The 13,911-nt window shown below is 65.5% G+C and carries 10 protein-coding genes; 2 read left to right on the top strand and 8 right to left on the bottom strand.

Going from position 1 to position 13,911, the window contains the following annotated elements; translation table 11 throughout:
- Positions 1–20 precede the first annotated feature (20 nt).
- From APS40_RS11185 to rimP, 5 genes are all read right to left on the bottom strand, one after another.
- Positions 21–1,040, bottom strand: a complete 1,020-nt coding sequence (locus APS40_RS11185) for an IS110 family transposase (RefSeq protein ID WP_156342912.1) — start codon at positions 1,038–1,040, stop codon at positions 21–23.
- Between the two features lie 383 nt (positions 1,041–1,423).
- On the bottom strand, positions 1,424–4,105 hold the full coding sequence (infB, locus tag APS40_RS11180) for a translation initiation factor IF-2 (RefSeq protein WP_055047121.1): 2,682 nt from the start codon (positions 4,103–4,105) through the stop codon (positions 1,424–1,426).
- 123 nt (positions 4,106–4,228) lie between these two features.
- Positions 4,229–4,846 (bottom strand): RNA-binding protein, encoded by a 618-nt coding sequence (locus tag APS40_RS11175; protein ID WP_055047120.1) that lies wholly within the window; start codon positions 4,844–4,846, stop codon positions 4,229–4,231.
- A 19-nt stretch (positions 4,847–4,865) separates the two neighbouring features.
- Positions 4,866–6,467: a transcription termination factor NusA gene (nusA, locus tag APS40_RS11170; RefSeq protein WP_055047119.1), complete on the bottom strand. Its 1,602-nt coding sequence runs from the start codon at positions 6,465–6,467 to the stop codon at positions 4,866–4,868.
- The gene (gene rimP / locus APS40_RS11165) at positions 6,468–7,151 is read right to left on the bottom strand and encodes a ribosome maturation factor RimP (protein WP_082434341.1); all 684 of its coding nucleotides are present in this window, start codon (positions 7,149–7,151) and stop codon (positions 6,468–6,470) included.
- 196 nt (positions 7,152–7,347) lie between these two features.
- On the opposite strand from rimP, the gene APS40_RS11160 reads away from it, so the two are divergent.
- Positions 7,348–8,475, top strand: coding sequence for an S-(hydroxymethyl)glutathione dehydrogenase/class III alcohol dehydrogenase (locus tag APS40_RS11160; protein ID WP_055047118.1), 1,128 nt, complete (start codon positions 7,348–7,350; stop codon positions 8,473–8,475).
- 223 nt (positions 8,476–8,698) lie between these two features.
- Here APS40_RS11160 and APS40_RS11155 read toward each other — a convergent pair whose 3' ends face one another.
- Both APS40_RS11155 and APS40_RS11150 read right to left on the bottom strand, forming a co-directional pair.
- Positions 8,699–9,670 carry a ketopantoate reductase family protein gene (locus APS40_RS11155; RefSeq protein WP_055047117.1) on the bottom strand — a complete coding sequence of 324 codons (972 nt, stop codon included), beginning with the start codon at positions 9,668–9,670 and terminating at the stop codon, positions 8,699–8,701.
- Positions 9,671–9,852: 182 nt separating this feature from the next.
- On the bottom strand, positions 9,853–11,427 hold the full coding sequence (locus APS40_RS11150; RefSeq protein ID WP_055047116.1) for an MFS transporter: 1,575 nt from the start codon (positions 11,425–11,427) through the stop codon (positions 9,853–9,855).
- Positions 11,428–11,690: 263 nt separating this feature from the next.
- Here APS40_RS11150 and APS40_RS11145 point away from each other — a divergent pair, with 263 nt between their 5' ends.
- Positions 11,691–12,680: a potassium channel beta subunit family protein gene (locus tag APS40_RS11145; protein ID WP_055047115.1), complete on the top strand. Its 990-nt coding sequence runs from the start codon at positions 11,691–11,693 to the stop codon at positions 12,678–12,680.
- Between the two features lie 143 nt (positions 12,681–12,823).
- Here APS40_RS11145 and APS40_RS11140 read toward each other — a convergent pair whose 3' ends face one another.
- Positions 12,824–13,765, bottom strand: a complete 942-nt coding sequence (locus APS40_RS11140) for an IS481 family transposase (protein ID WP_055047114.1) — start codon at positions 13,763–13,765, stop codon at positions 12,824–12,826.
- Positions 13,766–13,911: the final 146 nt, after the last annotated feature.

Raw genomic sequence — 13,911 nt, 5'->3', positions numbered from 1 at the left:
TCCTTGAACAACGGCTGATCCTAAGCTGCGGCACGGCTTGGCGAAACCGGCAATTCGGGCAGGTTCGGCTCCCCTCCCCCTTGAGCAACCGTGTTTGAAGTCAAGCGGGGCTTGGGATCCAAGGTGCGTCGTTTGCGAGGATGGCGTTTGCGGTGGTGAGCAGCTTCCGCATGGCGGCGACGATGGCAAGCTTTGCTGGTTTGCCTTGGCTGCGGAGCCTTTGATAGAAGGTTTTGATGGGTGGGTTGGCGCGGATGGCTGAGATTTGTGGCCATGTAGAGGGCGCAGCGCACCGACAATCGACCGCCCGCGATATGAGCTTGGCCTCGCATCTGGCCGCTGTCGTGCACGAAGGGCGCCACCCCCGCCAGAGCTGCTGCCTGCTTGTTACCGATGCTGCCCAACTCGGGCATCTCGGCGATGAGTACGGCTGCCGTGACCCGGCCGATGCCGGGAATGGAGGCCAGCAGTTCGGCCCGGCGGTGCAGGCCGGCATGCTGCGCGATGTGCTCGGTGATCTGCTTGTCGATGGCGGCGATCTGAGTACTCAGGAAGTCGATATGGGCCTTGATGCTGGCCTTGATCGTCTGGCCCTCGGGGTGCTCGCTGCGCTGCTTCTCCATGGCCAGCATGTCCACCATCTGCCGACGCCGACGTACCAGGTCGGTCAGCTCCAGGGCATAGGGATCGTGCGGATCGGGCTGTGGCTGCATGAGGCGAGCGAAGCGCAGGATGGCCTGCGCGTCAATCGCATCGGTCTTGGCCATCTGCCCGTCGGCACGGGCCAGATCCCTCACCCGGCGTGGGTTGACCTTGCTCAGGGCAATGCCGTGTTCGGCCAGTTCGCGAGCCATCAGTCGGGTATAGCTGCCAGTGGCTTCACACACCACGTGCGGCCGCCTCAGCGTCCCGAGCCGCACGATCAGGCGGCGAACCCCTGCCTGGGTATTGGGAATACGAAGCACCGGGGTCTCGGCCATGGCCAGGTCCAGGTGCTGCTTGGATACGTCGACGCTGACATAGTCGGGGGAAGCGATCATGATGCTCTGCCTTGTATGCGGGCCCAAAGCCCAACCAACCGTTCGAGATCGTCACGAAGGGCCGGAGGCGTACGCTCAAGGACGAGCTCGAACGCTCAGGGGAGACACACGCCCCCCGACCACAGGCCCCGGAAAAACACCAGAACCTGCAGGGTCAGATCTGATCACTATCGACCCACAAACGGAACATACAAGGGGAGGGGTTGGGGGTGGGGGTGGTGCGGGGAACCTCGGTGCTGACTGCACCACCCCCCCTCAATCCCTCCCCTCAAGGGGGAGGGAAGCGGTCGCCTCAACGCCGGTTTGCCACTTCGCGCCCGCCAAAAAGAAAGAGAGCGCCGAGCTTTCGCCGGGCGCTCTCTTTGATGGCTTGTCGCTCACGCTTACAGCGACCGGGTGACCTGCTCGACGCGGAAGCATTCGATGACGTCGCCGGCGCGGATGTCTTCGTAGTTCTCGAAGGCCATGCCGCATTCCTGGCCGACCGGCACTTCCTTGACTTCGTCCTTGAAGCGCTTGAGCGTCTTGAGCTTGCCTTCGTGGATCACGACGTTGTCGCGCAACAGGCGCACGCCCGCACCACGCTCGACGATACCCTCGGTCACGCGGCAGCCGGCGACCTTGCCGACCTTGGTGATCGAGAACACTTCGAGGATCTCGGCGTAGCCGATGAAGGTCTCGCGACGCTCCGGCTTCAACAGGCCAGACATCGCCGCCTTCACGTCATCCACGAGGTCGTAGATGATGTTGTAGTAGCGGATTTCGATGCCCTCACGGGTGGCGAGATCGCTGGCCTGCTTGTTGGCGCGGACGTTGAAGCCGATGATGATGGCGTTCGATGCCGAGGCCAGCGTCACGTCGGATTCGGTGATGGCGCCCACACCGCTCATCAGGATCTGCGCCGAGACTTCCTCGGTCGAGAGCTTGTTGAGCGAAGCGTTGATGGCTTCGACCGAGCCCTGCACGTCACCCTTGATGATCAGCGGGAACTTGGCGATGCCCGAGGCCTTGAGCTGATTCATCATCTGCTCGAGGCTGGTGGCGCCGCCGCCCGCGGTCTTCTCGCGGATCAGGCGCTGACGGTACTCGGTGACTTCACGGGCCCGGGCTTCGGTCTCGACCACCGAGAAGCGGTCGCCGGCCGACGGCACGCCGGTAAAGCCAAGCACTTCCACCGGAATGGACGGGCCGGCTTCCTTCACCTGCTCGCCCTTGTCGTTGATCAGGGCACGGACACGAGCGAACTCGGTGCCGGCGACGACGATGTCGCCGATGCCCAGGGTCCCGCGCTGCACCAGCACGGTCGCCACCGCGCCGCGGCCGCGATCGAGCTTGGCTTCGATGACGAGGCCCTCGGCGCGCCCATCGCGGGCCACCTTGAGCTCGAGCACTTCGGCCTGCAGCAGGATGGTCTCGAGCAGCTTGTCGAGGCCGGCCTTGGTGACCGCCGAGACTTCCACGTCGAGGACGTCGCCGCCCATCGATTCGACAAACACCTCGTGCTGCAGCAGTTCGGTGCGAACGCGCTGCGGATTGGCACTCGGCTTGTCCATCTTGTTGATGGCGACGATGATCGGAACCCCGGCCGCCTTGGCGTGCTTGATGGATTCGATGGTCTGCGGCATGACGCCGTCGTCGGCCGCCACCACCAGCACCGCGATATCGGTCGCCTGGGCGCCACGGGCACGCATGGCGGTGAACGCCTCGTGGCCCGGAGTGTCGAGGAAGGTGATCTTCTGGCCGTTCTTTTCGACCTGGTAGGCACCGATATGCTGGGTGATGCCGCCGGCTTCACCGGAGACCACATTGGTCTCGCGGATGGCGTCCAGCAGCGAGGTCTTGCCGTGGTCGACGTGACCCATGATGGTCACCACCGGCGCGCGGTTGGTCAGGTCCTCGGCCTTGTCGTCGGCCGGGATGTCGAACAGGCCCTCTTCCACGTCGGCGTCGGAGACGCGCTTGACGGTGTGGCCGAGTTCGGTGGCGATCAGCTCGGCGGTATCGGCGTCGAGGATGTCGTTGATCTTCACCATCTGACCCTGCTGCATCAGGATCTTGATGACGTCGACGGCCCGCTCGGACATGCGGTTGGCCAGTTCCTGGACGGTGATCGCCTCCGGAATGGTCACTTCGCGGCTGAGCTTGGGCGCGGTCTGCTGGTTGCGCCCCATCTTCTTGTCGCGACGGCGACGCATGGCGGCCAGCGACGGGCCCTTGTCGCGATCGGACTCGGAGCCGGCATTGGTGACGGTCAGGCGGCCGCGAGCGAAGGCTTCTTCACCGGCGCGGCGGGTCGGACGCTCCGGCGTAGCGACGCGCGCGGCGCCGCCGCGGCGGGCATTCTCGAGTTCGGTGGCATTGACCAGCGGACGCGCCGCCGGCGCGCTGCGGGTCTTGCGGCCATCGGCCTCGGACGGCGGGGTCGGCGGCAACTCGGCAACGGGTGCCGACGGACGGCGCTGCGGCGCGGTTTCCGCGGCACGGCGAGCCGGCGAGACGCGCGGTTCGCGCGACACGGTCGAGACCTCGGCCACTTCTTCCAGCGCGCGCTCGGCTTCGGCGGCACGCGCCTTGGCTTCCTCGGCGCGCTGCGCCTCTTCGCGCAGGGCGCGACGGCGAGCATCTTCCTCGGCGCGGCGAGCTTCCTCGGCGCGGGCGCGGGCTTCGTCCTCGGCCTGGCGGCCGGCGGCCTCACGCAAGGCACGGGCGCGGGCGTCCGCCTCGGTAGCGCTCAGCCCACCACCCGGACGCGGCTGAATGCCCGAGCGCAGCGGCGGCCGGCCCTGGTTGGACTGGTAGGGCCGATTGCCCGAGGGGGCGCCCGACGAGGCGGGACGGCCCGAGCCCTGTGACGGCGCAGCGCCCTGCGGCGGGCGCGGAGTGTGCGGCGTATGGGCGCCGGGCGAGCCCGGCGGCACGAACCGGGTGCGCTTCTCGACGACCACGGTGTTCCGCGACGAACGTGCCACATTGGGGCGTGCCCCCACGCTGGGGCCTCCCTTCAATGACAGCGTCTTCTTGCCGCCGGCACCAGAATCTTCGCGCTTGTCGTCGTTATCAGCCATGTAACTCGCGTCTTCCTTCACGAAACCTGCCCGCGAAAGCGCGTCGCCACGCTCTCTGAACAAGTCCGATTGTCGGGCACAGGGGGCGGCGCAGCTCTCGCTCGCGCCGCTCAAATAACCCATCTAGTTGGCAATGTAACGAGCCAGCCTTTCGGCTCGTTGCACCGCCGCCTGGGCCGCGCCCCCCTTGATGAGCGCAGCATGTATCACATTTTCGATCCCGAGTGCCAAACCCATTTGGCCCGAATCGAGCAATTCGAAATGCGGAGTTAAGACAGGCTCAAAACCTGCCTCTTCGGCCGCCTTTGTATACCCCTTGAGCGAACCCAGGAGCTTGTTCCGACCATCCTCTGCCGCGTCGGTGGCGGTGAGGAGGCCCACGACTTCACCCGCCTCGATCGCCGCCTTGACCTTGGTCGAGCCGGTGACCAGCTGCCCCGCCTTGCGCGCCAGGGAGAGCGAACTGAGCAGTCGCTCCTCCAGCCGGCGCCGGGTCAGACCGGCCAGATCGTCGGGCACCTTCACCTCGGCCTTGAGGCTTTTGGCGAAGGCCTTCTTCTTTTGTGCCTCGGCCACCGATTTGAGGCCCAGGCTGATCCAGACGCCACGACCTTCGGCCTTGCCGTCCGTATCGGGCACCACCTCGCCGTCGGGTGAGACGGCGAAGCGGATCAGGTCGGCAATCGGCTTCACCTCACGGGTGAGGGCGCATTGCCTTTCGGTTTCCTCGCGACGCGGCACCGGGCTTCAGACCGCCCGATTACGCGGGCGCCCCTTCTTCCAGCTCGGCGGCCTCTTCGGCCACGGCGAGATCGGCTTCGGTGATCCAGCCGGCCTTGAGGCGGGCCTGCAGGATCATCTCCTCGGCTTCCTCACGGCTCACCGGGAAATCCTTGAAGGTGCCCTCGAACCGCTTGGTCTCGCCGTCCTTGCGTTCGGTCCAGCCGACCAGGTCGTCGGCGGCGCAACCGGCAAAGTCCTCGACGCTCTTGATGTCTTCCTTGCCCAGCGCGACGAGCATCGCCGCGTTCAGGCCAGGGATTTCGTAGAGCTCGTCCTCGACGCCGAGCTTGATGCGCTCGTCGTCATTGGCCTTCTCGATCGCCGCCAGGTAGTCGGAGGCGCGCTGCTGGATTTCCGCCGCGGTCTCTTCGTCGAAACCCTGGATCGAGGCGATTTCCGAAGCGTCGATATAGGCGAGTTCCTCGACCGAGGAGAAACCTTCGGAAGCCAGTAGTTGGGCAACCATCTCGTCAACATCAAGGGCCTGCATAAACAATGCAGAGCGCTCGGTGAATTCCTTCTGGCGGCGCTCGGACTCTTCGGCCTCGGTGAGGATGTCGATATCCCAGCCGATCAGCTGCGAAGCGAGCCGCACGTTCTGGCCGCGGCGGCCGATGGCGAGGCTGAGCTGCTCATCGGGCACCACCACTTCGATGCGCTCGGCCTGCTCGTCGAGCACGACCTTGGCGACATCGGCCGGCTGCAGCGCCGAAACCACGAGGTCGGCGATCGATTCGGTCCACGGGATGATGTCGATCTTTTCGCCCTGCAGCTCGGCAACCACCGCCTGCACGCGCGAACCACGCATACCGACGCAGGCACCGACCGGGTCGATCGAGGAATCCGACGAGGTCACGGCAATCTTCGCGCGGCTGCCCGGGTCGCGGGCAATCGAGCGGATGGTGATGATGCCGTCGTAGATCTCCGGCACTTCCTGCATGAACAGCTTGGCCATGAACTGCGGATGGGTGCGCGACAGGAAGATCTGCGGGCCGCGCTGTTCGCGGCGCACGTCGTAGATATAGGCGCGGACGCGGTCGCCGTAGCGATAGAGCTCGCGCGGGATCAGCTCGTCGCGGCGGATGATGGCTTCGCCGCGGCCGAGGTCGACGATGACGTTGCCGTATTCGACGCGCTTGACGGTGCCGTTGACGATCTCGCCGACCCGGTTGATGTACTCCTCGTACATGCGGTCGCGCTCGGCATCGCGCACCTTCTGCACGATCACTTGCTTCGCCGACTGGGCGGCGATGCGGCCGAACTCGATCGGCGGCAGCGGCTCGGTGAGGAAGTCGCCGAGCTTGGCGGCGTCGTTCTTCAGCTTGGCGTATTTGAGCTCGATCTGACGGGAGGGCTCCTCGACCGCCTCGACCACTTCGAGCAGCCGCCACAGGCGCAGCTCGCCGGTCTTGGGATTGATCTCGGCGCGCACGTTGGTCTCGGCGCCGTAGCGGGTCTTGGCCGCCTTCTCGATCGCGTCCTGCATCGACTCGATGACGATCATGCGATCGATCGACTTCTCGCGGGCAACGGCATCAGCGATCTGGAGCAGTTCCAGGCGGTTCGCGCTAACGGCCATTTAGTGTGTCTCCTCAGTGGAAGCGTCTGCTTCGGATTCGGATGTGATTCTTGACTGGTCCGCCGTGTCCTCGGCCGTATCGGCCTCCGGGCCGTCGGACAGTTCGACGGTCTCGATGTCTGCATCGTCGTCGATGGGGAATTCTTCCTGGTCGACCTGCGCCAGGTTCATCAGCTTGTCGGTCATCACCAGCTTGGCCTCGGCCAGCAGGCTCAGCGGCAGGCGGAAATCCGGCTCGGTGCCCTTGGGCACGTCGGGCAGGGTGATGACGACGTGGTCGCCGTCGACCGCCTTGATCAGGCCGCGGAAACGGCGGCGGCCATCCAAGAGGTCGGAGAGTTCGACCTTGGCCTCGTGGCCGATATAGGCGGCAAAATCGCGGGCGCGGACCAGCGGCCGATCGATGCCGGGAGACGAGACCTCGAGGTGGTATTCGCGGTCGATCGGATCCTCGACGTCGAGCACCGGCGAGACGTCTTTGCTCAGCCGCTCGCAGTCGGTGATGGTGAAGCGGCCATTGCCGTCTTCGGCCATGATCTGCAGCGTCAGGCCGTTCTCCTGCGTCATCTTCACACGCACGAGGCTGTAGCCGAGATCGTTGGCGACGGGCTCGACGATGCGGGCAATCCGCTGCTCGAGGCCGGTCTCCTTGATGTAGCGCTTTTCTGTCAGATCAAAGTTCATGTCGTGCGATGGGGCCTCAAGAAAACAAAAAGAGCGGGGGCCCGGTCGGCACCCCACTCTCGCTTTAGAGCCAGAGATGTTGTTGGCGCTCATATAGCGCCGATGGACGTCGGGCGCAAGATCATCCCGTCCGGCTGTGCTTGCCGCCGCCAGCAGCTATGGTCGGACAACGAGATTCGCGACCGGAGCAGGATTGATGAAGACACGCGCGGCAGTGGCATTCGCGGCGGGCAAGCCGCTCGAAATCGTCGAGCTCGATCTCGAGGGGCCGAAGGCCGGCGAAGTGCTAGTCGAGATCAAGGCCACCGGCATCTGCCACACCGACGCCTTCACGCTGTCGGGCGCCGATCCGGAAGGGCTGTTCCCCTCGATCCTCGGCCATGAGGGGGCCGGGGTGGTGCTGGAAGTCGGTCCCGGCGTCACCAGCCTCAAGCCGGGCGACCACGTGATCCCGCTCTATACGCCCGAATGCCGGGAGTGCCCGAGTTGCCTGAGCCGCAAGACCAACCTCTGCACGGCGATCCGCGCCACCCAGGGCAAGGGCCTGATGCCGGACGGCACCTCGCGCTTTTCCTACAAGGGCCAGACTATCTTCCACTACATGGGCTGCTCGACCTTTTCGAACCACACCGTGCTGCCCGAGATCGCGCTGGCCAAGATCGACCCCAAGGCGCCGTTCGACAAGGTGTTCTACATCGGCTGCGGCGTCACCACCGGGGTGGGCGCGGTGCTCAACACCGCCAAGGTCGAGGCCGGCGCCACCGCCGTGGTGTTCGGGCTGGGCGGGATCGGGCTCAACGTGGTGCAGGGGTTGAAGCTCGCCGGCGCCGACATGATCATCGGCGTCGACATCAACAACGACAAGCGTGCCTGGGGCGAGCGCTTCGGCATGACGCATTTCGTCAACCCACGGGAGATCGAGGGCGACATCGTCCCGCACCTCGTCAACCTGACCAAACGCGGGGCCGACCAGATCGGCGGCGCCGACTACACCTTCGACTGCACCGGCAACACCACTGTGATGCGGCAAGCGCTGGAAGCCAGCCATCGCGGCTGGGGCAAGTCGGTGGTGATCGGGGTGGCCGCCGCCGGCCAGGAAATCTCCACCCGGCCGTTCCAGCTGGTCACCGGCCGCACCTGGATGGGCACCGCCTTCGGGGGCGCCCGCGGCCGCACCGATGTGCCGAAAATCGTCGACTGGTACATGAGCGGCAAGCTCGAGATCGACCCGATGATCACCCACACGCTGAGGCTCGAAGACATCAACCAGGGGTTCGAGCTGATGCACCATGGCGAGAGCATTCGCAGCGTGGTGTTGTTCTAGGGAGCTCTACCGCATTGCGGGGCAGTCATCCCCTCGCCCCTGAGGGTGAGGGTAGTGCAGCTAGGACCGTCAGGTCCGTAGCGAAACTAGGGTGAGGGGTTCAGCTTCTAAGCGAGCGCGTGCTGCACCGCTTCACCCCTCAACCGCCCTTCGGGCACCTTCTCCCCTGAGGGGAGAAGGGACAAACTGCGCCCTCCTGGAACCGGTGCCACCTGCCGGCCTTCTAAATCCCCAACCGCACCCGCAGCTCCGCCTCGCTCATGCTGCCCGGCTTGGCGCCCTTCTTCGCCAGCTCGTGGCCGATGCTGACCAGCCCGGCATTGAGCGGCGTCGGCACGCCGTGCAGCCGGCCGAGCAGCACGATTTCGCCATTGAGGTAGTCGGTCTCGATGCTGCCGCTGCCGCGCTTCAGGCTCTGGACCGAGGAGCCGCCGGTGCGGGTGATGCCGGCGACGGCGCCCATCTCCATCAGGCCTTTGCGGCGCGGATCGGCATTGCCGACCGCCACCCAGTCGATGCCGGCGGCAGCGTAGACCGCTTCCGCCTCGGCCTGGATGGCCGCCAGCAGCGGACCGGAGCGGCTGCCATGGCCGAGCGCCGCCTCGAGTGCGTTGCCGAGGTTTTCCCGCAGCTTGCCGTATTTCGAGCGCATCACCGCTTCGAGCGGAAAGGCCGCGAAGCCGGCGCTGTCGAAGGCGGTGGCGATGGCCGCAACGTTGTCGTCGAGGCCGTGGGGATAGCGGCCGAGATCGAGCAGCCCTCGCTTGGGCGTGCCATAGCAGATCACTTCGCCCGGGGTCACGTAGTCGGCCGGCAGCATCACCGTCATGGCATAGACGTTGGGAAACAGCCGCAGCGCCAGCCGTTCGTTGTTGACGCCGTTCTGGGCGCAAACCAGCGCCTGTGTCGTGACACCGGCGGCGCGCAACTCCTCGAGCGCCGGCGCGGTGTGCTGGCCCTTCATGGTGAGGAAGATGACGTCATCGGGGCGGAACTCGAGTTCGCCCGGCGCGCCGACGACAGGGAAGTCCACCAGCTCCGCGCCGGTGGTGGTGCGGAACATCAGCCCGCCATTGGCCCGAATCGCCTCGAGCATGTCGCCACGGGCAATGCCGACCACATCGTGGCCGGCGCCGGCGAGGGAAGCTGCGAAGGTGCCGCCGATGGCGCCGACGCCGTAGATGATGAACCGCATGCCGAACTCCTTTGGTCCAGCTTGGCGGCAATGGGCGGCCTGAACAAGGCAGCCCATGGGGTTATTGATTTTGTCGCGCTCTCGAACCGGAAAAGTCTGCAACTTTTCCCAGAACGCTCCGAGGAGGAGTCGCCGGCGGCGGGTTCACGTACCCAGCGCTTCTCCCACCGCCGGCCGGACCGTCACTGGGCAGCAGCCAGGCGGTCTTCGCTTTCCGCCGGAGGCGGAGTGGGATGGGCGCCGGCTCCGGCGCCGAGGGGTTTGACGCCGCGCAGGGCGGTGAGGGCGACGATGCCGACCAGCAGCAGCACGCCGGCTTCCACCGCCACTACCCCCTGCAGGGCCGAGGTGAATGCAGCGCCCGTGGCGGCGAGCAGCGGCGCCCCGTCCGGCAGGCTCGCGGCGACATTGGCGGCGCCGGCCAGGGTTTCGGTCGCGTCGTGGGCCTGCGCTTCGGTGAGGCCGGCCGGCAGGTGACCGGTGAGCAGGCTGCGATAGACCAGGGTGCCGAGGCTGCCGAGCGCGGCGATGCCGAGCGAGAAGCCGAACTCCGACGAGGTTTCCTGCAGGGCCGCTGCGGCACCGGCGCGTTCCGGCGCGACGAAGCCCATCATGATGCCGGTGCCGAGCGTCACCATCGGCGCACAACCGAGATTGAACAGGGCAAAGCCGACGATCACCGCGGGCACGCCGAAGCTCTGGATGAAGCACAGCACGATCAGCAACCCGACGATGGCGACGCCCATGCCGGAAGCGATGAGCAGCCCCGGACGGATGGTCTGCGCCAGCTTGGGCGCCAGCATGAAGGCAACGATCATCAACAGGATCGCCGGCAGCCCGCAGAGTCCGGCCCAGAGCGGCGAGAGCCCGGCGACGAGCTGAAAATACTGCGCCGTCAGCACCATGATGGCGCCGGTGACGGTGATGAGGAACATCGCCCCGATCACCGCGGTGAAGGCACCGTTCCTGAACAGTTTCAGGTCGACCAGCGGATGCGCCAGCGTCACCTGGCGGCGGATGAACACGATGGCCAGCAGCAGGCCGAAACCGATGGCGCCGAACGGGGCGAACGAAACATCGCCCTTGGCCAGCTCCTTCAGCCCGTAGACCATGGGCAGGATAGCGCCGAGCGACAGCAGGACGCTGAGGAGATCGAGCCGGCCGGCCTGCGGCGCCTTGTATTCGGGCAGCAGCGCCGGGGCGGTAAGCAGTAGCAGCAGCATCACCGGCACGCCGAGCAGGAAGGGGGCGCCCCACCAGAAATGCTCGAGCATGACGCCGCCGACCAGCGGCCCGAGCAGCATGCCGCCCATGAAGCAGGTGAGCCAGATGGAGATGGCGAAGCCGCGCTGCCGCTCGTCGTGGAACATGTTGGTGATAAGCGCCAGAATCGAGGGGGAGAGTGTGGCGCCGGCAATACCGAGCAGGCCGCGCGCCGCGATCAGCATGGCGGCCGAACTCGAGAACGCCGCCAGCACCGAGGCGGCGGCGAAGGCGGCGCCACCGATCATCAGCAGCTTCCGCCGCCCGATGCGATCGCCGATCGTCCCCATGGTGATGAGGAAGCCGGCGAGCAGGAAGCCGTAGATATCCATGATCCAGAGCTGCTGGGCGCTGTCGGCGCCGAGCGTCTCGCTGATCCTCGGGAGCGCAAGCAGGATGACCGAGACGTCGATGGAAACCAGCAGCGTAGGCAACGCGAGGACGGCAAGGCCGGTCCATTCACGGGCGGTGGCACGCGAGGTGGGGGCTGACATGGCGGCTCCTTTCACTTAAGGTACGGCTTAAGTAAATGAGCAAAATGCTTAAGTCAACACTTAAGTGATGAAGCCATGCCTCGATAAATTGGCCCAGCCACCGGCGGAACGCCTCCCTCCCCTCGAGGGGAGCGACAGGCCGGTGGGGTGACAGGGTTTCGGGCCCCGTCCGCAAACCGTCATGGCCCGGTTGTATCCATCGGCAAGCGACGATAGTTTGCCGGTCTCTCCCTTCCCCGACTCCCAACCACGGACATCGCAGCATGGAATACCGCCGCCTCGGTAAGGCTGGCCTCAAGGTCAGTGAGTTTTCGTTTGGCGCCTGGGTAACCTTCGGCAAGCAGGTCGGCGAGGACGCCGCAGCTTCGATCATGGGTTACGCCTACGACAACGGCATCAACTTCTTCGACAACGCCGAGGGCTATGAGCAGGGCAATGCCGAGATCGTCATGGGCGAGGCGCTGAAGGCGCTGAACTGGAGCCGCGACTCCTATGCAGTATCGTCGAAAGTCTTCTGGGGCGGCACGAAGCCGACGCAGAAGGGCCTCAGCGCCAAGCACGTCACCGACGCCGCCCATGCGGCGTTGAAGCGCCTGCAGGTCGATTATCTCGACCTCTATTTCTGTCACCGCCCGGACATCGATACGCCGATCGAAGAGACGGTGCGGGCGATGCACAACCTGATCACCCAGGGCAAGGTGCTGTACTGGGGCACCTCGGAATGGTCGGCGCAGCAGCTGACCGAAGCCTATGCGGTCGCCCGGCAGGAACACCTGACGCCGCCGACCATGGAACAGCCGGAATACAACCTGTTCCGCCGCGAAAAGGTCGAGGCCGAATTCCTGCCGCTCTACAGCCTGTTCGGGCTGGGCACGACGATCTGGTCGCCGCTCGCCTCGGGCATCCTGACCGGCAAGTATAATGACGGCATTCCCGCCGACTCGCGCATGAACCTCCCCGGTTACGAGTGGCTGAAGGCGCGGCTCGACAGCGACAAGGGCCGGGACGAGCTCAGCAAGGTGAAGCAACTCGCCAAGCTGGCCGACGAGGTGGGCCTGCCGATCCACCACCTGGCGCTGCTGTGGTGCAACGCCAACCCGAATGTCTCGACGGTGATCCTGGGCGCTTCGAAACTCAGCCAGCTCAAGGACAACCTCAAGGCGCTCGACTCGAAGTCGAAGATGACCCCGGACGTGCTGGCCAGGATCGAAGAGATCGTCGGCAACAAGCCCGAACCACCGCGGCGGTTCTGAGGTCTGCACCGACATCGTGGCTGTGGCCGCCCCCACCCTTGATCCCTCCCCACAAGGGGGAGGGAGACGCAAGAACCGAGAGCTTGCGCCAATCGCCTCCCTCCCCTTGTGGGGAGGGCAGCAAAGCTTGCGAGCGAAGCGAGCTAGCTGTCATTTCCACGAAGGTTGTTCAGTCTTTGGACGGGGCTGATGCCACCGAGTGCGGAGTGGGGCCTCGTTAGGTTGTAGGCGTCGATCCAGGGTTGCCGTTGGGCATTGCGAAGCTCGGATGATTGGTAGGGCTTGGCATAAGCCCATTCCCTTAGCGACGACTGGATGAAGCGCTCGGCCTTGCCGTTGGTTCGTGGAGTATAGGGTCGGGTGCGGACGTAGCGTACGCCGGCCGCCTGCATGGCTTTGGCGAACAGCTTTGAACGATAGGCCGAGCCATTGTCGGTCATCACCCGCTCGACCCTGATCCCGAGCCGCTCGAACCAGGCCAGTGAGCGCTCGAGGAAGCCGATGGCATCGAACTGAACTTCGGAGGGCAGGATCTCGGTGTAAGCTAACCGGCTGGCATCATCGATGGCGACGTGCAGGTAGTCGTAGCCATGCTTGCCCTTGTTGATCTGCGGCAGCGTGGCCCTATCGGCGAAGCGATGGCCCAAGCGCTCGAACCGCCCCAGCTTCTTGGTGTCGAAGTGCACCATCTCGCCTGGATGGTCGCGCTGGTAGCGGATTACCGGTGGTCGCGGCTCCAGCAGAGCCAACCGACCCAGCCTGAGCCGGCGCAGCACTAGCCCCACCGTCGAGCGTGCCAACCCCAGCACTTGTGCAATCGCCGGGCCGGTCCGTCGCTCGAGCCGCAATCGCTGGATCGCGATGATCTGCTCGGGCGCCAACCTATGCCGGCAGCGGTGCGGTGCCGAGCTGCGATCCTCGAGCCGCCTGTCGCCGCTGCGATACCGCCCGAGCCACCGATAGGCAACGCGCACCGATACGCCGCTCGCCTCGGCGGCGCTGGCCACAGACCAACCCGCCTCGATCCGATCCACCATCAGGACTCGACCGAGCGGCGTCAGACGCGCATTCTTATGGACGTTCATTCGAGGGGCTCCACTGAAGGTTGGTTGGCTTCGCAACCCCAGCTTCTCAGCACCTCCTCGAATGAACAACCTTCATGGATTCCACAGCTAGCGTCGCTGGGTGGGGCTTGGCCAAGTGCTCCTGCAGTGCGATGGCGCCCCCCCAA

The sequence above is a fragment of the Devosia sp. A16 genome (assembly GCF_001402915.1).
GTDB lineage: Bacteria > Pseudomonadota > Alphaproteobacteria > Rhizobiales > Devosiaceae > Devosia_A.
Note: the sequence above shows the minus strand (reverse complement) of the source record. Positions and strands in the feature narration are given on the sequence as shown.

What these genes read in the sequence shown, in the direction of transcription:
- nusA (WP_055047119.1), bottom strand. Translation starts at nt 6,467, where the DNA reads ATGGCCGTTAGCGCGAACCGCCTGGAACTGCTCCAGATCGCTGATGCC.
- APS40_RS11185 (WP_156342912.1), bottom strand. Translation starts at nt 1,040, where the DNA reads ATGATCGCTTCCCCCGACTATGTCAGCGTCGACGTATCCAAGCAGCAC.
- rimP (WP_082434341.1), bottom strand. Translation starts at nt 7,151, where the DNA reads ATGAACTTTGATCTGACAGAAAAGCGCTACATCAAGGAGACCGGCCTC.
- APS40_RS11160 (WP_055047118.1), top strand. Translation starts at nt 7,348, where the DNA reads ATGAAGACACGCGCGGCAGTGGCATTCGCGGCGGGCAAGCCGCTCGAA.
- infB (WP_055047121.1), bottom strand. Translation starts at nt 4,105, where the DNA reads ATGGCTGATAACGACGACAAGCGCGAAGATTCTGGTGCCGGCGGCAAG.
- APS40_RS11140 (WP_055047114.1), bottom strand. Translation starts at nt 13,765, where the DNA reads ATGAACGTCCATAAGAATGCGCGTCTGACGCCGCTCGGTCGAGTCCTG.
- APS40_RS11145 (WP_055047115.1), top strand. Translation starts at nt 11,691, where the DNA reads ATGGAATACCGCCGCCTCGGTAAGGCTGGCCTCAAGGTCAGTGAGTTT.
- APS40_RS11155 (WP_055047117.1), bottom strand. Translation starts at nt 9,670, where the DNA reads ATGCGGTTCATCATCTACGGCGTCGGCGCCATCGGCGGCACCTTCGCA.
- APS40_RS11150 (WP_055047116.1), bottom strand. Translation starts at nt 11,427, where the DNA reads ATGTCAGCCCCCACCTCGCGTGCCACCGCCCGTGAATGGACCGGCCTT.